At 61.8% G+C, this 24,194-nt stretch carries 17 protein-coding genes; 8 read left to right on the forward strand and 9 right to left on the reverse strand.

The window, feature by feature from the left end; all coding sequences use genetic code 11:
- Positions 1-55 precede the first annotated feature (55 nt).
- The 4 genes from hemG to FYK55_RS24685 all read left to right on the forward strand — a co-directional run bounded on the left by hemG (position 56) and on the right by FYK55_RS24685 (position 6,934).
- A complete protein-coding gene (gene hemG, locus FYK55_RS24670) occupies positions 56-1,555 on the forward strand; it encodes a protoporphyrinogen oxidase (protein WP_150079298.1) in 1,500 nt (499 codons plus the stop codon).
- A gap of 108 nt (positions 1,556-1,663) precedes the next feature.
- Positions 1,664-2,731 (forward strand): ligase-associated DNA damage response exonuclease, encoded by a 1,068-nt coding sequence (locus FYK55_RS24675; RefSeq protein ID WP_150079346.1) that lies wholly within the window; start codon positions 1,664-1,666, stop codon positions 2,729-2,731.
- Positions 2,728-4,380: an ATP-dependent DNA ligase gene (locus FYK55_RS24680; protein ID WP_150079299.1), complete on the forward strand. Its 1,653-nt coding sequence runs from the start codon at positions 2,728-2,730 to the stop codon at positions 4,378-4,380. The genes FYK55_RS24675 and FYK55_RS24680 overlap by 4 nt, the downstream gene beginning before the upstream one ends.
- Positions 4,381-4,405: 25 nt before the next feature.
- Positions 4,406-6,934, forward strand: a complete 2,529-nt coding sequence (locus tag FYK55_RS24685) for a ligase-associated DNA damage response DEXH box helicase (protein WP_150079300.1) — start codon at positions 4,406-4,408, stop codon at positions 6,932-6,934.
- Positions 6,935-6,966: 32 nt separating this feature from the next.
- Here the strand turns inward: FYK55_RS24685 and FYK55_RS24690 are convergent, their stop codons facing one another.
- From FYK55_RS24690 to FYK55_RS24725, 8 genes are all read right to left on the reverse strand, one after another.
- Entirely contained in the window at positions 6,967-9,036 is a 2,070-nt protein-coding gene (locus FYK55_RS24690; protein ID WP_150079301.1) for a multiheme c-type cytochrome, read from the reverse strand.
- A 135-nt stretch (positions 9,037-9,171) separates the two neighbouring features.
- Positions 9,172-10,476, reverse strand: coding sequence for a DUF1573 domain-containing protein (locus FYK55_RS24695; protein ID WP_150079302.1), 1,305 nt, complete (start codon positions 10,474-10,476; stop codon positions 9,172-9,174).
- A 69-nt stretch (positions 10,477-10,545) separates the two neighbouring features.
- Positions 10,546-13,011 (reverse strand): O-antigen ligase family protein, encoded by a 2,466-nt coding sequence (locus tag FYK55_RS24700; protein WP_150079303.1) that lies wholly within the window; start codon positions 13,009-13,011, stop codon positions 10,546-10,548.
- On the reverse strand, positions 12,987-14,114 hold the full coding sequence (locus tag FYK55_RS24705; RefSeq protein ID WP_390621777.1) for an MraY family glycosyltransferase: 1,128 nt from the start codon (positions 14,112-14,114) through the stop codon (positions 12,987-12,989). The genes FYK55_RS24700 and FYK55_RS24705 overlap by 25 nt, the downstream gene beginning before the upstream one ends.
- 4 nt (positions 14,115-14,118) lie before the next feature.
- A complete protein-coding gene (accC, locus tag FYK55_RS24710; protein WP_150079304.1) occupies positions 14,119-15,465 on the reverse strand; it encodes an acetyl-CoA carboxylase biotin carboxylase subunit in 1,347 nt (448 codons plus the stop codon).
- A gap of 54 nt (positions 15,466-15,519) precedes the next feature.
- Positions 15,520-16,011, reverse strand: a complete 492-nt coding sequence (gene accB / locus FYK55_RS24715; RefSeq protein WP_150079305.1) for an acetyl-CoA carboxylase biotin carboxyl carrier protein — start codon at positions 16,009-16,011, stop codon at positions 15,520-15,522.
- A gap of 239 nt (positions 16,012-16,250) precedes the next feature.
- The gene (locus FYK55_RS24720) at positions 16,251-17,336 is read right to left on the reverse strand and encodes a M24 family metallopeptidase (protein WP_150079306.1); all 1,086 of its coding nucleotides are present in this window, start codon (positions 17,334-17,336) and stop codon (positions 16,251-16,253) included.
- Positions 17,333-18,106 carry a hypothetical protein gene (locus FYK55_RS24725; protein ID WP_150079307.1) on the reverse strand — a complete coding sequence of 258 codons (774 nt, stop codon included), beginning with the start codon at positions 18,104-18,106 and terminating at the stop codon, positions 17,333-17,335. The genes FYK55_RS24720 and FYK55_RS24725 overlap by 4 nt, the downstream gene beginning before the upstream one ends.
- 984 nt (positions 18,107-19,090) lie before the next feature.
- Here FYK55_RS24725 and FYK55_RS24730 point away from each other — a divergent pair.
- Together FYK55_RS24730 and FYK55_RS24735 are read left to right on the forward strand one after the other, a co-directional pair.
- On the forward strand, positions 19,091-20,221 hold the full coding sequence (locus tag FYK55_RS24730; RefSeq protein ID WP_150079348.1) for a peptidylprolyl isomerase: 1,131 nt from the start codon (positions 19,091-19,093) through the stop codon (positions 20,219-20,221).
- Positions 20,221-20,904, forward strand: a complete 684-nt coding sequence (locus tag FYK55_RS24735; RefSeq protein WP_235908953.1) for a hypothetical protein — start codon at positions 20,221-20,223, stop codon at positions 20,902-20,904. Before FYK55_RS24730 ends, FYK55_RS24735 begins: the two co-directional genes overlap by 1 nt.
- A gap of 520 nt (positions 20,905-21,424) precedes the next feature.
- On the opposite strand, the gene tsaB is transcribed toward FYK55_RS24735, so the two are convergent.
- Positions 21,425-22,303, reverse strand: coding sequence for a tRNA (adenosine(37)-N6)-threonylcarbamoyltransferase complex dimerization subunit type 1 TsaB (tsaB, locus tag FYK55_RS24745; protein ID WP_150079309.1), 879 nt, complete (start codon positions 22,301-22,303; stop codon positions 21,425-21,427).
- Positions 22,304-22,483: 180 nt separating this feature from the next.
- Here tsaB and FYK55_RS24750 point away from each other — a divergent pair, with 180 nt between their 5' ends.
- Positions 22,484-23,254 carry a metallophosphoesterase family protein gene (locus FYK55_RS24750; protein ID WP_150079310.1) on the forward strand — a complete coding sequence of 257 codons (771 nt, stop codon included), beginning with the start codon at positions 22,484-22,486 and terminating at the stop codon, positions 23,252-23,254.
- 119 nt (positions 23,255-23,373) lie between these two features.
- The gene (locus tag FYK55_RS24755; protein WP_150079311.1) at positions 23,374-24,150 is read left to right on the forward strand and encodes a metallophosphoesterase family protein; all 777 of its coding nucleotides are present in this window, start codon (positions 23,374-23,376) and stop codon (positions 24,148-24,150) included.
- Positions 24,151-24,194: the final 44 nt, after the last annotated feature.

Consider the following 24,194-nt stretch of genomic DNA (forward strand, 5'->3'; position numbering starts at 1 on the left):
GCTTCGTCGTTGACTCTCTCCTCGATCGCTCATTCCATCCTGGAAACGCTTCGCCTTGGTTAAACGCATCGCTGTCATTGGCGGCGGTCTCTCTGGCCTGACCACCGCTTTCTACGCAAAACGCTACGCACCCGATTCGGAGGTCACCGTCCTGGAGTCCTCCTCGCACCTGGGCGGAGTCATCGGAACCGAACGGGTCGAAATCGATCGCATCGGAAGCTTTCTCATCGACCGCGGCGCCGACATGTTCGCCACGGATCCTCCCGCGGCCATGGAACTGTGCCGCGATCTCGGCGTGGAACAGAAACTGCTGATCCCGCAAACCGATCGCGCCGGGGTGATGATTGTCTGCCGGGGAAAACTTATCCCCATCCCCGACGGTTTCGTGCTGATGAGGGCGACCAAGCTGTGGCAGATGATCACCACGCCCATCTTGTCCATCCGCGGAAAACTACGGTTCCTGGCGGAACGGTGGGTCAAGCCGAACCCGCCAGGCAACTCCCAATCGCAAGGCGCGGCTTCGGACGACCAAAGCGTTGCCGACTTCGTCCGCCAGCGGATGGGGCAGGAAGTCTTGGACCGACTGGTCGGTCCCTTGATCGCTGGGATCTACACGGCGGACATCGAAAAACTGAGCATGAATGCGACGATGGCTCCGATGGTCGCCATGGTCCGAGAGCATGGTTCGTTGGCAAAAGCCACACTGGCCCGTCGCCGCGCACAACAAGACGCAACCGAACGCCAAAGTGCGGGAGCGCGTTATGAAAAATTTCGTGGATTCCCCGAAGGCATGGCTGAACTGATCGATGCCCTGGCCGCTGCAATCGGCGAGGAATCGATCCACCTCAATGCGCGGGTTCAATCACTCCGCTACGCGCCCGGCGATCGACCGGCATGGCAACTTCAATGGGACCAGCAAACCGAAACGTTTGACGAGGTCGTGCTGGCCACGCCGGCGGCGGTCTCCGCACGATTGCTTCATTCGGTCGCGGAGCGAGACGGCGACGCACTCGCGGAAATCCATTCCCATTGCCGATCCGCCGCCGATGGTTTGGCGTCAATCGAATCGGCCTCGACCGCAATCGTGGTCCTGGGCGTTCCCAAAAAGGTGATTCGCCGGCTGCCGGATAAATTCGGAATTGTGGTTCCTGCCTGTGAACACCGCAGCATCCTGGCGATCAGCTTCGCCAGCCACAAGTACGCGAACCGCTGCCCAGCGGACCACACGTTGATCCGAGTCTTCATCGGCGGTGCGACCCAGTCGGAACTGCTCCGACAGAGCGATCAGCAGCTGATCGAACTGGTACGTCGCGAACTGGCCGACCTGATTGGTCTGCAAGGATCCGAGTCGATCGCTCGCGTGGTGCGGTGGAACAATGCGATGCCGCAGTATCACGTGGGACACCAGGAATTGGCCAGTCGCGTCGAATCCGCCGTCGACGCCATTCCGGCCTTGTCGTTGGCGACCAACGCCCTGCGCGGTGTCGGCATTTCGCCCGTGATCGCGAACGCCAAACGGGTCGCCCGCAGAATCACGGCGGCGGCGATCCCCTGAGGTTCGCGACTCCGACCATCACGCCGCATCCTGGCTGGTCGCCGCCCTATGGTGATCTACGGGACAACGCCGTCTGGCAGTCCGCAATCCATTTCCGCGCCCCACGCCATCGCCTTGCCAGAACCGTTGATCCGACAGACGCCGCTAGGCACCTATTGCGCCGCCGGAGATTTTTACATCGACCCGCAGCGACCGGTGCGTCGCGCGGTGATCACGCACGCCCACAGCGACCACGCCCGCTGGGGATGTGATCACTACCTGGCAACCACGTCCAGCGAACACCTGCTGCGAATGCGGTTGAGCAACGATGCAGATTTTCAATTCGCTCCCTACGGCCAGACCGTCCATCATCACGGCGTGCAGATCAGTTTCCATCCGGCCGGGCACATGTTGGGTTCGGCGCAAATCAGGTTGGAGCATCGAGGCCAAGTCGCCGTCGTCGCCGGCGACTACAAACTTGGCCCCGATGCGACGTGCGCAAGCTGGCAGCCGATCCGTTGCCATCTGTTTGTGACCGAATCCACGTTCGCGTTGCCGGTCTATCGCTGGCCGGATGCTGACCAGGTCTTTGAATCAATCAACCGCTGGTGGCGTGATAGCGCCGCGGCGGGGAAATGCTGTTTGCTTTACGGCTACGCGGTCGGAAAGAGTCAACGGTTGCTGGCCGGGCTGGACACTTCGATCGGCCCGATCTACACCCACGGGGCCGTCGAGAAAGGGGTCCAGGCCTACCGAGACTCCGGCGTTAAGCTTCCGGAGACCCGCTATGTCGGTTCGATTGACGGCAAACACGACTGGTCCGGAAGCCTGGTGCTGGCGGTTCCCAGTGCCCACGGAACCCCGTGGACACGCCGCTTCGGCGCGGTCAGCACGGCAATGGCCAGCGGTTGGATGATGATCCGCGGGCCCCGTCGACGGCGGGCCACCGACCGCGGATTCGTGCTCAGCGATCACATTGATTGGCCGGGTTTGCTGGAGGCCGTTGCACTTTGTGATCCCGACAAGGTATGGGTCCAACACGGCTACACCGCGGTCGCGGCGCGTTACCTGTGCGAACTCGGTCGCGATGCGGTTTCGATCGATCGATCCGGACGCCGCGGCGAGGAGGAAGAGGACGGTTCGGAAATCGACACGGCTCCCGCGTCGCCTCCCGACCGCGGAGACGCCACGCCATGAGGCGATTTGCAAGACTGTTTACCCGCCTGGATTCGACGACCAAGACGAATGAAAAAATCAAGGCGCTGGTCGAGTATTTTGATCTCGCCGATCGGGGTGATGCGGCCTGGGCGACTTACTTTTTATCGGGCCGAAAGCTTCGCCGGCTGGTGCCAACGAAATTGCTCCGCCAGTGGGCGGCCGAGCGGGCAGCTGTCCCCGAATGGCTGTTCGAAGAATCCTATTCGGCGGTGGGGGACTTGGCGGAAACGCTGTCATTGATTGTCCCACCCGGCAGTCCGGCCGACGACGAGTCTCTTTCGGTTTGGGTCAACAAACGCCTGTTGCCGCTGCGTACGATGACGCCCGACCAGCAGCACGCGGCGATGCTCTCGCTATGGCAACAGACCGATACCGAAACAAGATTTGTCGCCATGAAACTGATCACCGGCGCGTTCCGCGTGGGTGTCAGCAAACGTCTGATCACCCGAGCAATCGCGCAGCACGCGGGGATCGATTCGGAAACCATCGCACACCGGCTGATGGGGGACTGGGAACCGACGGCCGCGTTCTTCTCCGGCGTCGTCGACCCCGATACGGACGACACCAAGATCAGCCGGCCTTACCCGTTCTGCCTGGCGCATCCGATCGAACAGGCGACTGAACCGGACCGCGATGGCGGTGCCCCCCAGGCGGCCGTCATCGCTGCGCAGTTGGGCGAGGCGTCGGAGTTCGCAGCGGAATGGAAATGGGACGGCATTCGCGGGCAACTGATCCGCCGCGCCGGCGAAACCTTCTTGTGGTCACGTGGCGAGGAACTGATGGAAAACCGTTGGCCGGAGATCGAAGCCGCCGCCGAATCCTTGCCCGATGGAAGCGTGCTTGACGGCGAAATCCTGGCGTCCGAACTTGACCCGCAAGGAGGTGTCCAAGCGGTACTGCCGTTCTCGCAGTTGCAAAGACGCATCGGACGCAAGCGTGTCGGCAAGAAGCTCCTGTCGGAAGTCCCCGTCGTCTTCCACGCATTCGATTTGCTGGAACGTGAGGGCCGAGATCTGCGGCCACTTCCTTTTCGCGAGCGCCGCCTTCAACTGACCGAACTGCTGGACCGATTTCCCCATCCCCATCTGTGTGCGACACAACTGTTTGCCCAGCAGGACTGGTTGACGCTGGCCGAAAAACGCGAAACCAGCCGGCAGCATCACAGCGAAGGACTGATGCTTAAACGATGGGATTCGACCTATCAGGTCGGCCGAGTGCGCGGGACGTGGTGGAAATGGAAGATCCAGCCCTACACCATCGACGCGGTCCTGATCTACGCGCAGCGGGGGCATGGCAAACGAGCCAGCCTGTACACCGACTACACCTTTGCACTCTGGGAAGGCGATGAACTGGTGCCGATCGCCAAGGCGTACAGCGGATTGGACGATGCCGAGATCCGCCAAGTCGATCGGTTCGTCCGGCAACACACGCGGGAATCGTTCGGCCCCGTCCGCAGCGTGACCCCGGAGCTGGTGTTCGAAATCGCTTTCGAGGGGCTCAGCCGGAGCACGCGTCATAAAAGTGGCGTGGCGACGCGGTTTCCACGCATCCTTCGCTGGCGACATGACAAAAAACCTGGCGACGCGAATCAGCTAAATGACCTGAAGGCTTTGCTGCCGGAATCATGAATCCAGCCCGACAGGTTTTGTCCCCGTGACCTCCCCGACCAGTTCAAGTGTCCCCGACCGCGGGCAGCGGCCAACGCACCGCGGGCAACGGCCGACCGGCCGACAACGCGTCGATGCTTACTTTGATTCGATCGGCTGGAAGCCGTTTCGGTTTCAGCGCAGCGCGTGGAAGGCATACCAATCTGGCGCCAGCGGACTGGTCCACTCCGCGACCGGAACCGGGAAAACGCTGGCGGTTTGGTTGGGACCGATCCTGCGTTGGCTGGACGCCAATCGCGACGCGTCAGTGTGGGACGCAAGAAAGCCGCCGCCGCTAACGGTGATCTGGATCACGCCGTTGCGCGCCCTGGCCGGCGACACCGAAGCCGCCCTGCGTGCCCCGCTACAGGCATTGGACTTGCCCTGGCAGCTGGACCGACGAACCGGCGACAGCAAGTCCAGCGTGAAGGCTCGGCTGTTGAAGAAACTGCCCACGGCCCTGATCACCACGCCGGAGAGTTTGTCTTTGATGCTGACCCACCAGCGATTGCTGCCGCAACTTGCGTCCGCGGAGTCGATCATCGTCGATGAGTGGCACGAACTGCTGGGAACCAAACGCGGGATCCAAACGGAGTTGGCGCTGGCGCGACTGCGGGGGCTGAACCCGAAATTGCAAACGTGGGGAGTCTCCGCGACGCTTGGGAACTTGGAGGAAGCAGCCAACAGCCTGATCGGGCCAAAACCATCGGACCAGATTCGGATCATCCAAGGCTATCGGAAAAAGAAAGTCCAATTGCGTTCAATCATTCCCGAACGCATCGAACGCTTCCCCTGGTCCGGACACATCGGCACCAAGATGGTGCCACAAGTTGCCCAAGCTCTGGAAACCGCCGACTCCGCCTTGGTGTTTGCCAACACGCGATCGCAAACCGAGATTTGGTATCAACGTCTGCTTGCGGACCGGCCGCAGTGGGCCGGCCGGATCGCTTTGCACCATGGCTCGCTGGACGCCAAGGTCCGACAGTGGGTCGAATCGGGTCTGAAGGACGGCCGGCTGAAGGCCGTCGTCTGCACCAGCAGCCTGGACCTGGGAGTCGACTTCACGGCCGTCGATCTGGTGATCCAGATCGGCAGCCCGAAAGGCGCCGCGCGGCTGCTGCAACGCGCCGGCCGAAGCGGCCACCAACCGCAAGCGACCAGTCGCTTGTCATTCGTTCCCACCAACGCGATTGAACTGATCGAATTGGCAGCGGCGAAAGACGCGATTGCACGCGGCGACTTGGAGTCCAAGCCCGCGCTGGAGAAACCGCTGGACGTGCTTGCCCAACACCTGGTCAGCGTGGGCATCGGCGGAGGTTTTGAACCCCGGGCCATGCTTCGGGAGGTCCGTCAGAGTCATGCCTACCGCAACCTGTCGGATCTGGAATGGCAGTGGGTGTTGGATTTTGTCGTTCGCGGAGGCCAGTCATTGGACGCGTATCCGGAATTCAAACGCGTTGAAATCCAACAGGGTCGCTATGTCGTCGCGGACCAGCGCACGATCCGAATGCATCGCATGAGCATCGGAACGATCGTGAGCGATGCCGCGATGAAGATCCAGTATTTGAAGGGCGGGACGTTGGGAACCGCCGAAGAACACTTCTTGTCAAAGCTGAATCCCGGCGACCGATTCCTGTTCGCCGGTCGGCTGGTCCGACTGGTCCGGATCCGCGACAACGTCGCCTATGTCAAACGCGCCACGGGGGCACCGGACAGCGTGCCACGTTGGTACGGAGGCCGGATGCCGCTGTCGAGCGAGCTGAGCGATGCGCTGCGTCGAAAATTGGAAGAAGCCGCGGAGGGTCGACTGGTCGGGCCGGAAATGAAAGCCCTGGCCGGCTTGTTTGAGATTCAAAAGCGTTGGAGTGTTCTTCCGGCGCGGGACGAACTGTTGATCGAACGCGTCAAAACGCGTGGCGGTTTCCAGGCGTTTCTGTTTCCCTTCGAAGGCCGACTGGTCCACGAAGGCCTGGCAGCCTTGCTTGCCTATCGTCTCAGCCGCCATCAGCCGATCACGCTGTCAATGGCTTGCAATGACTACGGCCTGGTACTGCAGTCCCCCAGCCCGCTGCCGATCGAATCCTCTTTGGCCGCGGGTCTGCTGTCGCCGCACAATCTGGGAACTGACATCGAGTCCAGCATGAACTCCACGGAAATGGCGAAGCGTCAATTTCGCGAGATCGCACGGATCGCCGGCTTGGTCCACGCCGGTTATACCGGACAACAGAAGTCCGCTCGTAACCTGCAGGCGAGCAGCAATCTGTTCTTTGATGTTTTCCGCGAGTACGACCCCGAAAACTTGCTGCTGCACCAAAGCCGGCGTGAAGTGCTGGAACGGCAACTGGAAACCTCCCGAATGAAGGCCGCACTGCGACGACTTGCCGAGTGCCGGATCGTGATCACCGACCCGCCCAAAGTGACGCCACTGGCCTTTCCTTTGCTGGTCGACAAGCTACGCGAGCGACTCAGCAGCGAGACGCTGGCCGATCGGATCGCACGGATGCAGGCCAGCCTGGAAAAAGCAGCCGACGCCTGAATGCGTTCGGAGCCCGGGAAACGCTGACACGGTCAGTCCGTCCCGTAATGCTCGATCTCCGGCCAGTAGACGTCCTCGAAAGCGTCTTCGTCATGAAAGTCCGGACTGTTGTCCAAGTCATGACATTTCATGCAGTGCTCCTTGGCTCGGTCCAGCGGCAACTGCATGGCCAATCGCAAGCTCTTCTTGCGTTCTTCCGAGACGCCGGAATTCTCTTCTTCCGCCGCCGCGTGACTGGCACCGGGCCCATGACAATTCTCGCATCCGTTACCCAACAGATGCGGGGATTTCTCCAAACTCAGGTATCCGGTTTCGTACGGCTGGTAGTGTTGCGGATTCCATCCGGTCACGTGACAACTCAAGCACTCCGGATCGAAGTGCCGGGCGATGTCGCCGCGTTCTTTGGGCGGCTTGACGATGTGTTCGGTGGCCAACGCGTGTTGCGATCCTTCCCAAACGTCCATCGCGGTGGTGTGGCACTTGCCGCACGTCTTGGTGCCGACGAACTTTTCTCCCGACGGATGCGGGATCGGCGAGATGCCCAGCCCGGACAGGCCCAATTGTTCAAGCTGCTGCTGGTACTCCGCCATCAACCGCCGCATCTCCGGGGCATCCTTGAACTCGTGAGTCAGGGGCACACGGGCGTACCGCAAGGGCCGATCATCGTACAGCCCGACCAGGCCGGCAAACATTCCCTTGTGGCCGGTGACGATCAGTTTGGTGTCGCTGCCTTCGATCGACTGGGGACGATAGGTCGGTTCACCGTAACCACTGGAAACGACGATCAGGTCGTACCCGGGCACGTCCACCATCAACTGTTTGGCGGTGTCCTCGGATCCGAAAAACGTCAACACGCGGTAGGTGGCTCCGGCGGCGTTCATTTCCTTCAGGACCTTGGCTGCCGATTCCTTGATCGGACCCACCACCACTTCTTCCTCCACCCGCGCTTCAAGCGCATCGGGATCCAAGATCGACGTGACTCCGACCGCCCAATCGCCTTTTCGAATCAGCTTGTGACTGGGAACGAACGACGGATCAATCAAGACGACGTTGCCGGAAACAAACATCCCGTCCTCCGGCGTCTCGGCGTAGGCAACGGAAATCAAATCGGTCGCACTCAATCGCATGTCGGCCGGCCCGAAACCGACCGCCTTGTACTTCATTTGCTTCAAGGCTTGGGAGGACTTTTCAAACTTGATCGCCGCCTGCGGACCGATGCGTCGGATCTGGTTCCCGCCGTCGATCGGGACCAAGTCCCAGCCCTTGCTTCGTAGCTGATCCATGAAGGTGAACCGCCGCGCGACACCGCCTTTCTGATTTTCCAAGCCGGTGCAACCGCATGGTTCGATGTAACCGTGTTGATCCCCCGTGACGAACAAGACCACATCCGGCTGGGGCCACTGCTGGTAGTCTTCCGGACCGGCCTGGCCGCCCACCAATCCTGGATCGGTCGACGGGTCGATCAGCGTCCGCTTGGCAACGGTCGAAGGACTGTTCGATTTGCCCGGGTCGGCATCCCGCGCCACTCGAGCCATCGGAACCGTTGGTGCGACCATCGTGGCATCTCGCTCGGGCGTGCCCTCCGGGGTCGGAACCAGCTCGCCGCGTGCCTCCAGTTGGGCACGAGGTGTTTGGATGACTTCCACCGAATCGCCATCGGGACCGCCGTCGGAAGTGGGACCGGTTTGCTGAGGCGTGGCGACCAGCCGTGTCGCCTGGGACTGGAGATCCCGGTCGGATTCATGCTGAAATCCGCCGAAAGACAAACGGAGTTCATCGCCCGACGACGTGAAGCTGGTCACGCGACGGGTGCTGTCCGGAGTCTCGTCCCAGTGGCGAGGAACCGGTGGCAGCTCGCTGAGCGCCGGGGGGACCAGCGAGGTCGGGTCCGAACCGGCCGCTGCCAGCGGGCTGGATGCCGCCAAACCCGAGACGTCGTTGAACGAATCATCTGCGTCCGCAACGTGACGGTCGAGACTGGGACGCCCCTTCGCCAACGGGCCCTGGCTGGGGTCGGTCTCGACCCGGCCTATGTCGGTCCGGCCCGTCTCAGTCTGCGCCGTCTCGGTCGCAACGCCACATCCCAGTGCCAGCATTGACATCAAAACGAGGCCCCAAGCGACCTGCCGCGCAACGGGATTGCAAAACGAGCAGCAATGCCGCGATCCGGTCAAATTCCTAGCGTTCGGTTTCACATCATGATCCGTAGTGGCACCGAAACCCGATCACGGTGGGAGCTATGGTCTCGGCTCAAGGGCGACTTTAACAGCAACTTTCATGCGGCCGACTTTGGGATTATCGGACTCCACCCAAAGGATTCCAAAGTCGTCTTTACTCTTCCCCAGCAAGTCGACGAGTTCCTGGCCGGCCTGAAGCTTCAGCTGAATCGGAAACAACTTCATGTTCCCCCGACCGACAGACTTCCCGATACTTGCCTGGATCACGTCATCCGGGTAGACCTCCCCAATCGTAAGGTTTACCTCGTCTTGTTGGCTACCCTTCAAAACCACGAAAGCCTTGTACTCCAGCGGATCGTCTTCGTCCAAACGCCCCAGGGTCCAGACGTAGCTGCCGCCGGAGGTCGTTTTCAGCTTGGACGACTCGATCATGCTCAGTGAACCGATGATCCGACCGGCGCACTCGGCTGACGCCACGTAGGTCTCGCCGTCAGCGAGCACGATCTCGGCAGTGGACTCCGATGTTGCATCGGTCGAGTCCTTGGGATCCGGCGTGTTGGTGGCATCGGATTCGCCGGTTTTCTTGAAACGCACCTGCATGGGCGTCACGATCGGCCCCTGACGCACCCCTGGTTTGACCTTGGCGGTGATCCGAAAGCCCTGTTTGGCATGCTGATACACGTCGTCATCTGCCGACGGATCAAAGGGTTCAAATTCGAACTCGGCCAGCTCGGTCATCTCTTCGCTGCCAAACACGGCATCGACCAGCTCGATCGGATCGTCGAAATAGCTGTACATCTTCGTTGAGAACTCGAACGATTCCCCCGACAGGACTTCCCCGAAGGTCACCTTCTTCGGCTGGAACTCGATGTCACTGATCACCAATCCGTTGACCGTCAGCCGGATCGCCGGACGGATCGGGTCGTTGGTTCGGATCTCCGCCGACTGTTCGAAAATCTTGACGTCGTTGCCGACGGTCCATTCCAGCGTGATCGGCGTCGATTCGCCGGGGGCCAGAACGTTTTTGTTCAGTGATCCCAGCGTGCATTTGCAGGTCGACGCTCCGACTTCCAGTCGCAAGGGCTCCTTGCCGGAGTTCTTGATGATGAACTCGTGCTTGCCTTTTGCCCCCGGCTCCAACGCCCCAAAGTCGTACGTTTTTTCCGTCAGCAGTTCGGCAACGGCGTTGGCGTCCGTCTGATACTCGGCCAGCTTTTCCATCACGTTCCCGGCGTGAACGGTCCCGTCCATGGTGATTTCGCCCAAGTAGGCTTTGCGGTGACCGTATTGGACGTAGTTCATCGCCCAGGCGAAGGACGTTCCCAAGACGACCGCCAGAGGAATCAGCAACCAGAATTTTTTCACGACCAAAACCTGTCCGAAAGGACCACTCTTGAAGAAGACAAAGTTTCTAGCTTGGGTGCTACGCGGCGTTTATTCAAGCGGTTCGTCGATCCGCGACAACTCCGCCCGAAACACCTCTTTGACCGGTCGCCGGTCCGGTGCCGTCCGGACGCTGGCCCCCCGGGGCTTGACCACGAAAATGTGCTGGAGCCCCAAATCGCGGACCAGATTCCCACCCAGCAGCGAAAGTTCCCGGGCCCGGGCCAGCAGTTCCATGGATTCGGCCGTCTTCGCCCGGGCTCGCGAGATGGCGGCCGCTTGGGCCACCAGCGAAACATCGGTCGGATTCCCTGCGAGGGCCCGAAAAATCAAATCTTCGGCTCGCGCCAGATCCTCCTCACGGCCGTATCGTTGGTAGAGATGCAAGCTTTGCTCGCCAGCCGCCCTCTCGATCAACGGATTGTCCCCGGCTCGACGCACGGCCGTCTCCATCGCCTCCAGCCACTCCCTTCGATCGGCGGGACGATCCCCCTGTCCGACCAGGCGACTGCGGAACAGCTCCGACCGCCACAAAGGCGACGCGACTCCCCACGGATCCGCCTGTACTGCCCGTTCGCTCTCCCGCTCGGCACGCAGGCCCAGCCCCCGGCGCACCGCGTCTTCGGCATGCTGCTGGGCCAACGATGACGACTGCGCCGGACCAATCGACACCAACCGCAAGGTCAGCAGCAAGGCGCCGCCGACGACCAACCCGCCCAACGCCAGACGCGACGCTTGCCGCCGTCCCAACGCCTGCGACGCGACACCAGGACGTCCGGTGACCCCATCGACGTGGCAAAGCATCGACGCGCTGATCCACACCGCCAGGGCGACCCCGGGTACCGTCCAGCCGCCGGAGACGGTCAGGTGGATCATGATCGCCAACAAAATGGCTGACACCAGTTTCCTGATTTCAAGTTTGGCTTGCGTGTCGCTCCACTGCGATTGATTCATCCGCTGGGATTCATGGTGAAGCAGGTACCCGGCCGCGATGGCGACGGGAATACCAAACACCGCCGCCTGAAAATCCTGGAGCTGTCCCGACGCTGCCACCAATAGCCAAACCAGCAACAGTGCGACACCGGCACCAGAAGCCATCCACCGTGATCCGTCCTTGACCTGGGTAACGGAGGACGCGGCGGCGGAATCAACCGCAGCCAAATCGACTTCGGTTGCCGGTTGCGGAGAGGTTGCCTCATGGCGCGCCGCGCGGACGATCGCCCACACCAACGCGGCAAGCAACACGCCGGCAATCCAGCCTCCCGATGCCAAGGTTTCGAACACAAAGTTATGTGGGTCCGCAATGGTTTCACTGGCGATCGGCAAACGATACCGCAGGTACATCGACTGGAATCCGCCCGGTCCGGCACCGAGCCAGGGATGCTCTGCCAGCAGAGCCAACGTCGACTTCCAATACCTCAGACGGAACTCCAGGGAGGCCGGTGCCGCAGACATCCACTCTTCGTCGCCAAACAGCAGCACGCCGACGACGAACGCGGCCGCGATACCGACGACGCCCAACGACAGCTTGACCAGCCCGGCTTTGCGACGCCGGTCCGCCCCTTGGCCGGACACCCCGCTCGGCATCCACAACCACGCCAAGGCGATCAGCGATGCCAGAATTGCGCTGCGACTGCGAGTAGCAATCAGCGCCGCGACGGCCAACAGCAACAGCGCCCCAAAACCGATCGTCACGGCCGGATGCCGATGACGGTGACGCCACCGCCAGAGCACACCAGCCGGCACCAGCACGGCGACCAGCAGGATGGCGGCCAATGAATTTGCCAAGGCGAAGGTCCCCGTCGGACCGCCGTCCAGCAAGCGATTGGCAAACACCATACGCCGCGCCGTCCCGGGCGGGGCGTCAATTCCTGCGGAACGTAGCACGGCATCCGGGTCCGCCAGGTAGGCGGCACGCGTTGCCGGCAGACTGATCCATTGCTGGTGCAAGGCGTGAACCGCCATCCCCGCGGCCACGGCAAACAACAACGACACCATCACCATCTGGGACGGCCGGTCGGTCAACAAACGTCGCGCCGACGTCAACACCCCCGCTCCGGCGACCCAGAACCAGGCTTCGTTAGTTGCTTCGCGGAGGTTCCCCGGCGGGCACGTTGCCAGGGCGGCAAACATCATCCAAGCGGCGAGATTCCACGCCAGCACATCGATCACCAGGCCCGACCCCAGCAAACCGGAAACGGAGGCATTGCAACGGTCGCTTGGCAGCGTCCCCTGGCGAGTGCCGTTCGCTTGGACGCCGGCGAACCGCATCCACGGCTCGGTGACCACGGTCAGGGTCGCCAGGCACACCGCCAGGGCGACAAACCACAGGGCGTCACCGTTTTCGACCTGCACGCTGTCACTGGGATAGTACGCGACGTACACCACCAGACCGCCCAGCACGGCCAGGGCGACCCGCCGACACGGCACGACCCACCGGGGCAGGGCATCCGCCGCCGGCGACGTTTCGCCCGGGCGGTCCCGTTCGGCCGTCAATCGAGATCTTGCTTTTGCCATCCGGTCGATTCCAAAATCACGACCAACAACAACATGCATGCGACGATGCCCAGCACGGCGGTGGCTTGCAACACGGAAACGTGTACCAACAACAGTGCCGCCAAACCGCAGGTTCCGGTGACCAAGTAAATGGTCAACACCGCTTGCGGCCGCGAAAGCCCCAATTCGACCAGACGGTGTGAAAAATGACTTCGGTCACCGGAAAACAGGCTGCGTCCTTCCCGCAGACGGATCCACAGCACCGTGGCCATGTCGTACATCGGGATCGCCATGGCACACAGGGGCGCCAACACGGCGTGCGGTCGGGGCTGGCTGGCAAAGGTTGCCATCAACATCGACACGGCGATCAGGAATCCCACCAGGTAGCTTCCCCCGTCTCCCATGAAGATCCGGGCCGGCGGTCGGTTGTGCCACAAGAACCCCAGCACCGACCCGCAAACGACCAACAACAAACCGGAGACGAACAGTTGCGGTTGGCCTGAGGAAGGGCTGGACGTCGTCAACATCACCGCGGCCATCGAGGCGGCGATGATCACCGCGACTCCGCCGCTCAGCCCGTCCATGTTGTCAAGCATATTGAAGGCGTTGATCACCGCCACGATCCAGACGACCGACAACAGGTTGGTCAACCAAGTCTGGCCGATGAACGCGGTCAGACCGAATCCCAGTCCGTAAACCACAAAGGCCGCCACCGCAAACTCGACGGCCAAGCGAACGCCGACCGGGGCGCCTCGGCGATCGTCCCACAGCCCCAAAGCGAACAACACGGTGGCCGCAGCCAACAGCCCCCACAACTGCCCCAGCCGGGAAGCGACACCTTCGACATGGGGGCGGATCCAAGACGGCAACACCTCGGGTAGGAGCCCGCGTTGAAGCCCCATCACCCACAGCGTTCCAAGCAGCATCGGCACGACGATGCCAAGCCAGATCCCGATGCCGCCGCCCAACGGGGTCGCGCGGGCGTGCGTGCTGTGCCCACCGGGATTGGCCAGCAAGCCCCAACGGACCGCATAGCGTCGGACCGGGTACAAGCTTGCCAGACTGACCACCAGGGGCGGGAGCACCGCCGCAACGATCAACCAGCCGACGAGCTTGCTGTCCAAGAGATCAATTGCCTGTGAATTCGCGTTCGACAAACTTCGTGTCGTGCTTTCCGGAGACGAATTCCGGATGCTGCAGAACCGCGTCGTGGAACAACGCCGTGGTCGCAATGCCTTCGGCCTGGATCTCTGCCAACGCACGACGCATGGTTTCGATCGCCTCGTCCCGGGTCGGACGATGCACGATCAACTTCCCGATCATCGAATCGTAATGCGGCGGAACGGTGTAGCCGCCGTAAACGTGGGAGTCGAACCGCACGCCCAGTCCGCCGGGCGCGAAGAACAAACCAATTTTACCCGGGCTGGGCATAAAATTCTTGTTCGGATTCTCCGCGTTGATGCGACACTCGATCGCGTGGCCGCTGACGGACAAATCGTCCTGGCTGAACGATAGCTCCTTGCCGGCCGCCACGCGAATCTGTTCCTTGATCAGGTCGACGCCGGTGATCATCTCGGTCACCGGGTGCTCCACCTGAATCCGGGCGTTGACTTCGATGAAATAGAAGTCGTCGTTCTGGTCGACAATGAATTCGACCGTTCCGGCGTTGCTGTACTGGGCCCCGCGGATCATCCGCACTGCGGCTTCACAAATCGCCTCGCGTTTGCTGTCGGGCAGATTCGGGCTGGGGGCCTCTTCGATCAGTTTTTGGTGGCGACGCTGGACACTGCAATCACGTTCGAACAGGTGACACACGTTGCCGTGGGTGTCGGCGATCACCTGAACCTCGACGTGACGCGGCGAACCGATGTAGCGTTCTAAATAGACGCCCCCGTTGCCGAACGCGGCCTGCGCTTCGTTGCGAGCCTGCTGCAGGGAACTGGTCAGCGAGGCGGGATCTTCGGCCACCCGCATTCCCTTGCCGCCGCCACCGGCGGTGGCTTTGATCAGAACCGGAAAGCCGATTTCCTCAGCGATCTTGATCGCATCCTTGTCGTCGGTGATCAGCCCGTCGCTGCCGGGCACGACGGGAACCTTGTTGGCGATGGCCATCGAACGCGCGGTGTTCTTGTCGCCCAACTTCTCCATCGCTTGCGGGCTGGGTCCGATGAACTCAAATCCGCTTTCGCGACAGACCTCGTTGAAGTGCGCGTTCTCCGCCAGAAACCCATAGCCGGGATGGATGGCGTCCACGTTGCCCACCTCCGCCGCCGCGATGATCTGGTCGATCTTCAAATAGCTGTCGGCGCTTTTGGGTCCTCCGACGCAATAGGCTTCGTCGGCCAGTTTGACGTGCATCGACTCCGCATCGGCAGTGCTGTAGACCGCCACCGACAAGATCCCCATCTCGCGACAGGCGCGAATGATTCGAAGCGCAATTTCGCCACGGTTGGCGATCAGTACTTTTTGAAACACAACTTTCTCTGGCGCAGCGCTGGTGATGGACGGACGGGTCCCGAGGCGGACGGACTAGGGATTGGGTTGAATGCGAAACATCGGTTTGCCGAAGTCAACCGCTTGTTGATCGGCCACCAACACCTCAACGACCTTTCCACTGCACTCGGCGGGAATCTCGTTGAACACCTTCATGGCTTCGACGATGCACACAATCGTGTCGGGGCTGACCATTTGCCCGACCTGCACGAACGATTCCGACTCCGGGTTCGGGCGCGAGTAAAACGTGCCGACCATCGGGGCATCAATGGTGATCGTTCCCTCATTGGCCGACGACGCCGGTGCGGCCGAACCGGGGGCCGGAGCGGGAGCTGCCGCCGGGGGCGCCGCAGCAGCTGCTGCAGGAGGTGACAGATAAACCGGTTCGCTGCCGCGTCCCAGCTTGATGCGGTCATCGCCCTGCTGCAGATCCACCTCCGTCAGTTCGTGTTGTTCCATCAATTCGACGATGGCGCGAATGCGTTCGATGTCGAACACGCTTTCGCCCGGTTGTTTGCCTTTTGTCATGCCTGTCTCATCGGGAGTAGGTCCGAACGCGTTTCCGCGTGACGGGGACTTCACCGTCGGCGAAGTTCGAAAACTCGTGGGGTGCTGTGGTGCGGCTCTCAGGGCCGCCATCGGCTCGGATCGAACCGCCGGGGCGCTGGGACGGCTTCTCGCCGACCCGTTCAGGATGCATCGCCGGACCTGACGCGTCCAGTTCCGCACCGTCTTTCCCAGTCCCCCGCCGTCGATCGAGCGAGGTTTTACAGGATCAATCGACAATCATCGAGACCCTTTGGGAATCCGCTCAATACCTCGTGGCCGTTCTCGGTGACCAACACGTCGTCCTCGATCCGAATGCCGAATTCGCCTTCGAAGTAAACGCCCGGCTCCACCGTGATCACCATCCCGGGCGCCAATGTCTCGTCGCTGGTCGCCGAAAGCCGCGGGGATTCGTGAATCTGCAGCCCCACGCCGTGTCCCAATCCGTGGACGAAACGATCTCCCAAACCCGCCCGGTCCAACACGTCGCGCGCGGCCGCATCGATTTCCGACGTGGCGACCCCCGGGGCGATCCGCTCGATCGCGGCCAGCTGTGAGTCCAGAACCGCCTGGTAGGCCCGTTCGAAATTCGCCGGCGGGGAACCGAAATGGAAGGTTCGCGTCAAATCGCTGGCATACCCCCCCAGCAGGGTTCCCCAGTCAATCAGCAGGGTCGAATGGTTCCCGATCACGACCGGGCGACTGTGGTAGTGGGGCTTGGCACCACCGGGACCGGCACCGATGATCGGCTCGAAACTGAACCCTTCCCCCCCCAAGCGACGAATCGTTGCCTCCAGGTCGTACGCGATCTCCTGCTCGGTCCAGTCCGGGCCCAGTTTTGCGAGCACCGATTGCAATGCCCGCTCGTTGATCCGCACCGCCTGCCGCAGCGTCCGTATCTCCTGCGGATCTTTGATCATCCGCTGCTTCAGGATCACCCCGGACGATTCGCACCACTGCTGCTGTGGCAGCCTGGCCCGCAGTCCGCTGAACGTCGTCACCGTCATCTGATCTGCTTCGATGCCGACACGGCCGGCGCCGCTTTCTTTGATGATCTCGGCGAGGAAGTCCAGCGGCTTTTCACTCGGCGAACGGATCGCCGCCAGCACTCCCGGACACTCCTCGTCCAATTGCTTCTTGTACCGCCCATCGCTGATCAACAAGGCTTTACCGGGCTCCACCAATAGCGCCGAACTGTCGCCGGTGAAACCGGTCAGGTATCGCACGTTGATCTCGTCGGTGACCAGCAGGGCGTCCATCTCCAGCGCCCCAAGCTGGTCGGCAAGTCGTTCAATTCGTGGCGTCATGGATGTTCCTGGTCTCGATCAAGGTGTTTTTGGTTGACGTGCACGTGCACTTGCCGATGGTGTTCAAAGAACCAATCCCAGCCGTCGCTGGTGACACGACTGTCGTCGACATACAGCGAACGCAATTTCGGCAGGGCTGCAATTTTTTTCAGTCCTGCATCGTTGATGGGAACCCCGATCAGGTGCACGCTTCGCAGCGTGGCGATCGACGCCACCGCCTCGGCGGTTTCCGGCCCCAACCGCTCCCCACCCAGCCGCAGAGAACGCAAAGCCGGCAAACGTGCCAAGGCCCCCACGCCCGCCGCGGTTGCATCCGACTGGGGCAAATTCAAAATCTGCAGCGTGGATTGTCCTGCCAACTCCTGCAGAGCCTGGTCGGTTAGCGGCGAATGGCGGAGCCGCAGATGGCGAAGATTGGGCAGACGCGCGATCGCGGCCGCCCCCTCGTCGTGGACCTGTCCGGCATCCAGAATCAACGTCTTCACCCAGTCGTCGTCTTCGCGAAATTGCTGCAGCATCGCATCGTCGACCGCCGTTTCCCGCAGCTCCACGATGCCTACCTTTCCCGAGCCGGCCTTTCCCGACGCGGCGTCCCCGGAGGATTGCAACGACCGGCCGAGTGCCAGTTGCTGGGCCAGGTCGGGTTCCGGCGGCGGGACGGGCGGGGACGCGGGTTCCGGGCGATCACAGCCGCAAACCAGCCCCGTGGCCAACAACAGCGCGGCCAGGAAGACGAACCACGGCCGCGTGGCTGCCAACTTCAAATTCAACGGAAGACCTCTCAGACATCACGGGCACAAAACGGCGCGGAGGCAGATGTTGTAACCGACAGAGGCCGCCGGGGGACGCCCCAGCCAAAAGAACCCGGCAAGGAAGTCGCGGCGAGCAGGATGCGGGCAGAGGCCTTGGGTCCCCGGGCCGCCCCGAGCGGAACGCGGGGCCATGCACGAGTGGGCCACCAATGAATCGAGCATCGGGACGCTGCCGAGCAGCGTCCCGATGCAAGCGGAATTCCGGCGTGGAGCTGCGTCTCAAGACGGTTGACCCAGAAACCGTCGTCAGCCGCATCGTCGCTCCGACCCGTGAAGGCCAGGAAACGATTCCCGCAAAGCGTTTGCCTACGCGCGAAAATCCGCTCAATGTTTCTTTTTTGCGCCGCCCAAACCTGCTCAGCCCAAACCTGCTCAACGCCTTGGCATGTTGCCGGCCGACGGCGACCTTGCGTGGGGAAATAACCTTCCTCGCCACAGCCTGTCAATGGCGATTGCCGATTCGGACCACATCGCCTGGATGCCGTTCGAGCCAGAGAGCCGTCGGGTTGCATCAGCCAAGCGCCCGTCGCCGCCTTCACCCGGACTCCCGATCGACTGCCCGCCACCGTGGAACTTCGTCAAATCCTTCCGCACACGGTCCTCTTACACAGTCCTCTTACACGCTTGGTCTCCCGCCTGCTTGGCCCCGCGCCTGCTTTGCCCCGCGTATGCTTGGCCACGCGTATGCTTGGCCACGGGCGCACGGGCGCGGCGTTGTGCGGATCGCTCTTGTGTCGTGTCCGCCGGGCGGGCTACAAGCCAACGCCTACCCATTGACCGACCTACCATTTCACCCGCGGGTGGATAATGCCATCGACACGCCCCACCTGGATTCGAACACGCCGTCCGCATGCCCGCGGGCCTGAGGCTGCGGACGATTGTGCGGCAACCCGTTGGAAGACTCGGTCAACCGCGATCGCTTTGGCATTCCTTGCGGTCGGCATGCTCATTCCGGCCGGGACTAGCCCGGCAAACGCTCAACCGCTTCCCGAGCTCCCCGATCAGGCTCCGCCCCTGCCCGAAGACCCGGCAACGGTCATCGCGGTGGTTGGCCAGTCGCCGATCCTGTGGGGAGACGTCCAACCGAAGGTCGATGGCCGCATCAATGAAGTGTTGGCCAGCATGGGGCGCGAGTTCCCCAAGAGCGAATTGGCGAAAGCCCGCTTGCAGCTTGCCCGCAGCGCGATGATCCAGGCGATCCAGACCAAGATGATGAAGGAATCCTTTCTGATCGAGCAGGTCGGCACCGAGGCCGCCGACAAACGCAAGGAAATGGGTGACATGATGCTCAGCCGCGCCCGCCAGATGTTCTTTGACAATGAGCTCAAAGAGCTTCAGAAGAAATACGAAACCACGGACCTGGCCGAACTCGATCAAAAAATGCGCGAGACCGGATCGTCGCTGCGGGCCCGACAGCGGGACTTCATCGACATGATGCTGGGCCACATGTACATGCGCAGCATGGTCGATCAAGATCCTAAAGTCACGATCGCGGAAATCAATGCGCGCTACCACAAGGACGTCGATGCTTATCGCCACGGCGCCAAAGCCCGCTGGGAACAACTCTCGATCCTTTTCGAGAATCACCCCGACCGCATGGAGGCCAAAGAGTCGATCGTCGCGCTGGGACGGGAGGCCTACTTTGGCGGCAACCTGCAGGCGGTCGCCAAGGCCAAGAGCGAAGAACCCTTTGCCGTCGACGGCGGTTTGCACGACTGGACCACCAAGGGCGCCCTGGCTTCCGAACCGCTGGACACGCAGATCTTCTCCATCCCGCTGAACAAGATGAGCGAGATCATCGAGGACCAATGGGGCTTTCACATCGTCCGCGTGCTGGAGAGAAAACCGGCGGGTGTGCAACCGTTGGCGGAATTGCAGGAAGAGATCCGGGCGCAGATCAAGAAGGAAAAAATCGCCAAGGCGCAGGAAGCCATGCTGGTGCAAATGCGCAAACGCGTCCCCGTCTGGTCCATCTACCCCGACGACGTCCCCGGGTCCAAACCGCTTCGAATCGCCAACGCCGCCCGTGGATCGCAGTCGGACAACTCGCCTTCGTCGGGGCAACGCTACTGATGACTCGGCCGGTCCGCATCCAGTCAGGTTCCAACGCCGCGGACGGGCGGTCGGCGATGCGCCGCATGTGGCTGATCGCGGCCACACTGCTGCTGGCCGGATGCAGCCAGCTGGCCTATCGGTTGGATCGCCAGGCACCGGAGCAGTTTGTTCCCAATCCGTTGGAACTGCCGCCGGCCGACGATCGCTACGTGTGGATGCAGGTGGTCGACACCGTCGACGACTACTTTCGCATCGCTCGCGAACAGCCTGTGCAAAACTCCAACAGCCTGCTGTTGGATGGCCACCTGGAAACGTCCTACCGCATCGGCGCCTCGGTGCTGGAACCGTGGCGGAAAGACAGCACCGCCGGATTCGAAGCGATCCAGAGTTCGCTGCAATCGATTCGCCGCAAGGCGATCATCGACGTCCGGCCGCGCGGCGCCGGCTACAGCGTCGAAGTGATCGTCCAGAAAGATCTGGAAGACACCGACCGAACGCAGTACGCCACCGAGACAACGGCGACGCGGCGACACGACGGCACCATCGTCCGAGAAGACGTGCGTGACCCGGACACCCCGCAAACGTTGGGCTGGATCTCCCTGGGCCGCGACACTTCACTGGAACAGCGGATTTTGCGCGACATTTTCCAGCGGGTGACCAAACAAGACGATCGCCGCGGATTGTTTCGTCATCATCACTAGGCGGTTTGGGCGCTGTGCCACCGGATCGCGCAAGATGCGTGGCCTCCCCTGATTGCGCCCGTCGCGCGGCGCAGCGAAGCGCTTTGACGGCTTCACTATTTTTCTCCGCGACGGCCCCGATCGACGCACCCCGCATGGGTCACCCGCGATCGCCCCGGCAACCCTCTTCAGCTTTTCTCGGAAACTAATTTTCGCGACGCCCCGCGCCGATACCAACGCTGCCCCCGATCCGAACCGCCTTCCAAGCGGATCGCGGCGGGGCCTGTGCGTCACCAAGTTTCTTCCTCCCTGATTTGATTTGACTGCATGATCGGGTTTTCTCCCCAAACCATCGCATTCGATACGTTTTGCCAACACGTCGAAACACAGCTCTGTCGCATCGGCCAATTGGAGCCAGGCCAGTTTCCAATGACGCGGCGTCAACTGCTTCGCAGCGGTGAATCCTGCGGCTTTTATTTCTGCATCCACGGTCCCCGCAGCGTCAAGCTGACCGCCGTTTACGACCACCGCAAAAAGACCGCTATTTACTACGGGACCGATGGGGGGCGTCGGCGCCAGGAATCGATCGGCGTCGCGCTGCCTTCTCCTCTGCAGCACTCGACTTGAGGTACCGCACCACCAAGTCAAACGGATCGATGCGGGGATCCGCAGCCCGTTGCTGCTCAGTGTTTCCAGCCTCGGCGGCGTTTCTAACCTCGGCGGCGTTTCCAGCGTCGGCGGTGCTTTTCGCCTCGGCGGGGTCGCTAGCCTCACCGGTGTTGCTGGCCTCGGCGGCGCGGACCAACCGGGACGCGATCTGACCGACACCCACCGCGGCCGGCTGCACGGACTCGCGGTACCGCTGCTCCCACTGCGGGGGCACGATCTGGCGGTCACCCAGCAAGCCCCCGTCCGCCGTGTCAAAGTCGCACGCCACCCACTGGTCCCAGCGATCATGGTCGACCACTTCAGCCCGTCGGGCCACGTCGATCGGTAGCGGATCCTGGAACAGTTCCTGGACATCGAATGCCGCGGCGTACACTTGGCCGCGGTAAGCGTTCAAGCCGACCAACACCCGCGACGGCTGATCCGCCGCGTCAGGATCGAAGCACTGGGCAGCCGCAATGCTGCACAGCGATCCGACCGGGACCACCGGCACACCCAGCGCATACCCCAGCGTCTTGGCCGTCGTGACGGCGATCCGCAATCCGGTGAACGATCCAGGACCGTCGGCCACGGACACCCAGTCCGGGCGCTGGCCAAGCTGGTCACAGAACCCCAATGCCGCTTTCAGTTGGACCGACAGCGTGGCGGCGGTCCGCTGCCCGGTGGACAACGCTCGCACCCAACACACTTCCTCGCCGCGCAGGACCGCCAGCGAACCTGATTTCCCGGTCGTTTCGAGGGCGATTTGAATCATCGATGGTGTTCCACGGTGGCACGGCGGCAGGTCTTTTCAGCCCAGAACGAACGGGACGGTCAATCCCTGCCGTAGGATTGCTGTGGAAATTTGATTACCTTGAGCGTTTCCCACTCCGACAAACCGAAAACGCATCGGCCGCGTCGGCGTCTCCCGAGCAATCCTCCAGGACATTTCACAGTGAAGCGAGCCCTGATCAGCGACATTCACGGCAACCTTGAAGCCCTGCTCGCGGTTCTGGCTGACGCTCGCGAACACTCAGTCGACGAAATCTACTGCCTGGGGGACATCATCGGCTATGGGCCCAATCCCTGCGAATGTCTGGACCAGGTCATGCGGCACGCCAAAGTCACGATCCTCGGCAACCACGACCAGGCAGCTCTGTTCGATCCCGACGGCTTCAACCCGATGGCCCTGCAGGCAATCTATTGGACCCGAGACCAGTTGGACAATGGTCCGGGGTCAAGCGCGCAAGTCAACGGCCGCTGGGACTTTCTGGGTGAACTGCCCCGATCCCACGACGACGACGAAACGTACAAATTCGTGCACGGCTCTCCCCGCGACCCCACCAACGAATACGTGTTTCCCGAATACGTCTTCGACCAACGGAAAATGGAGATCCTGTTCGGCAAGATCAAGAAGTACTGCTTCATGGGGCACACCCACTTGCCGGGTGTGTTCACCACCGACTGCGAGTTCATCCAGCCCGATGAATGCGACTACGAATACCAGTTGACCGGCGATAAAGCGATGATCAACGTGGGCAGCGTCGGCCAACCCCGCGACGAAGACAATCGGGCCTGTTACGTGATTTTGGACAAGGACGCCCCACACGGTCCCAAGGTGACCTACCGTCGTGTCGAATACGACATCGAAGCGACGGCGAACAAAATCTACGCCCAACCGGATCTGTCCGACGCGCTCGGCGACCGGATCAAGCACGGCCGCTAAGGCAGCCGGCCGGCTCGCCACCGGAATGCCTTTGCCCTGCCGCGTGGTCGAACTTCGGGTCCCACGTCGACGGCTCGATCTCCTTCACTCATGGTCTCTCCAACAACCTGCTTGCGTCTGTGAACCGCACCGCAATCCTCAGCGACATCCACGGCAACCTGGCGGCACTGCAGGCCGTGATGGCCCACATCGAAACCCAGAAAGTGGACCGACTGGTCTGCCTGGGGGACGTCGTCGGCTACGGCCCGAAGCCCTGCGATTGTTTGGACATCGTGATGGATTTCTCGTTCTGCGTCCTGGGCAACCATGACAGCAGCGCCCTGTTCGATCCCGAAGGCTTCAACGCGGCGGCCGAACAAGCCATCTTTTGGACTCGCAGCCAACTGGAAAAACGCGATGACCGTCAAGCGTCCGATGAAGGGCCTTGCGTTTCGCGTCGCCGGATGGATTTTTTGTGCGGGCTGCCGCGCACCGTCCGCGAAGACAATGTGCTGTTCGTTCACGGATCGCCACGGGGCCCCACCAATGAATACGTGATGCCGGAGGACATCCAGAACACCAAGAAGATGGAAAAACTGTTCTCGCTGGTTCCCCATCTGTGCTTCCAAGGCCACACCCACGTCCCGGGAATTTTTACGACCGATTCAACCTTCCTCCGCCCGGATGACCTTCCCGACGGATTCGATGTCACCGATCCCGATATCCAGTTGATGATCAACGTCGGCAGTGTCGGACAACCGCGCGATGGCGACCCACGCAGCTGCTACGTGACCTTCGACGGCCAGCATCTGGAGTTTCATCGCGTCGAATACGACGTCGAACAAACCGTCTCTCAAATCGAGGCGGAATCGGAACTGGACAACTTTCTGGGCTACCGGCTTCGCGACGGCCGCTAACCGACTGAACCCGCCGCTCGCCCCGTCACCTCCAAGTAGCCATG

It is taken from the genome of Roseiconus nitratireducens (genome assembly GCF_008629675.1).
Classification (GTDB): Bacteria; Planctomycetota; Planctomycetia; order Pirellulales; family Pirellulaceae; genus Stieleria; species Stieleria nitratireducens.

Excerpts from the sequence above, each read along its gene's own strand:
- FYK55_RS24680 (WP_150079299.1), top strand. The coding sequence starts at position 2,728 with ATGAGGCGATTTGCAAGACTGTTTACCCGCCTGGATTCGACGACCAAG.
- FYK55_RS24690 (WP_150079301.1), bottom strand. The coding sequence starts at position 9,036 with ATGTCAATGCTGGCACTGGGATGTGGCGTTGCGACCGAGACGGCGCAG.
- FYK55_RS24700 (WP_150079303.1), bottom strand. The coding sequence starts at position 13,011 with ATGGCAAAAGCAAGATCTCGATTGACGGCCGAACGGGACCGCCCGGGC.
- accB (WP_150079305.1), bottom strand. The coding sequence starts at position 16,011 with ATGACAAAAGGCAAACAACCGGGCGAAAGCGTGTTCGACATCGAACGC.
- FYK55_RS24720 (WP_150079306.1), bottom strand. The coding sequence starts at position 17,336 with ATGACGCCACGAATTGAACGACTTGCCGACCAGCTTGGGGCGCTGGAG.
- FYK55_RS24730 (WP_150079348.1), top strand. The coding sequence starts at position 19,091 with ATGCTCATTCCGGCCGGGACTAGCCCGGCAAACGCTCAACCGCTTCCC.
- FYK55_RS24735 (WP_235908953.1), top strand. The coding sequence starts at position 20,221 with ATGACTCGGCCGGTCCGCATCCAGTCAGGTTCCAACGCCGCGGACGGG.
- tsaB (WP_150079309.1), bottom strand. The coding sequence starts at position 22,303 with ATGATTCAAATCGCCCTCGAAACGACCGGGAAATCAGGTTCGCTGGCG.